We start from the raw sequence: 1,161 nt of genomic DNA, 5'->3' as shown, positions 1-1,161 counted from the left end.
GTTTATATAGCGCTGGGGCAAAACACATCACTGCTTGGAGCCTCGATCCCTCCGCTACAAATCCAAGAATAAGCAGGTGTTATCTTAATCAGCAAGGTGTAGATACGCTATGGTTTGATGAAACCACACGTATCGGCGCTTTACATGATGCAAAATCTAAATCTGCGATATTGTGGGCCCATCACTTAGAGCTATCGTCAGTTAATCGAATTCCAGGCCACGTCACTCATCTTTTGAAGGCTCATGCGCCCGGCATGATGTACTACGTCCAAAAAAACACGGATAGCGCCCAGTTAAGCTATCGAAATATTGCCCGCAGAGTTGCAAAAAATACAATGTCAGGGAAGGCTTTAAATTATATAGAATGTGCAATAGTACACCCTAACGAGGAGTCGATTTTTATATTGTGCAGAAGTCTCCATCGCTGGTTTCCACTTACTTCACAAAGAATTTCTTATAAATGCGGGATTCAGTCTATAACCAATCCTCTATACTTAAGCCAGCGAGGACAAATAGCATCTAGAAGCCCCCTGTTTTTTTTAAACAATAAGCAAGAAATTTATTTATATTTAGCTCGAGATGATGGAATACTTCTAGTATTCGATCTGACTAAAACAACTGAGGAAACACAGGCATGGCGCCAATCATCAGATTTTAGACTTGCAGGCAAGCCACCTTACCTCGCGATTGCTGCACCATCAGCCAAGCATTTAACATACACATCATCAGCTGGATTAATGAGACAGGAAATTGCTCCTGGAGAACAAGCACACCCCTTCTTCGATAAAAATAAAGCGACCCTTGATTTTAATGCACCCGATATATCCCGTTATATTATCAGCCCCTGCGGCACATTACTGACGCTAATTTCACCAACGGGTATTTCTACTTGCAACGCAGTACCTATACCAGCACTCATCAAAATATTAAGCGACATGGAATCTTCTATGAAATCTTCTATGAAATCTTCTATAAAATCTTCTAGAGAAGCTGAGCCATCGTCCGGTTGCACCCTACTTTAAGTGATCACCTGCTGTATTTCATCGAGCATTTTATATGCTAATAATAAATGAAATCACCGCTAGTTATATATGTGAACTGATTCACCTACCATTATTTTTGCTTCATTTATATCATTTAATTTTCGGATTAAATACTCAT

The 1,161-nt window shown here is 40.1% G+C and carries 1 protein-coding gene; it reads left to right on the top strand.

Going from position 1 to position 1,161, the window contains the following annotated elements; all coding sequences use genetic code 11:
- A partial coding sequence (locus DC094_RS22245; RefSeq protein WP_158527427.1) for a hypothetical protein occupies positions 1 to 1,022 on the top strand: 1,022 nt, incomplete at its 5' end.
- Between the last annotated feature and the right edge of the window lie 139 nt (positions 1,023 to 1,161).

The sequence above is a fragment of the Pelagibaculum spongiae genome, assembly GCF_003097315.1.
Classification (GTDB): Bacteria; Pseudomonadota; Gammaproteobacteria; order Enterobacterales; family Pelagibaculaceae; genus Pelagibaculum; species Pelagibaculum spongiae.
This window is presented reverse-complemented; position numbering and strand designations above follow the sequence as displayed.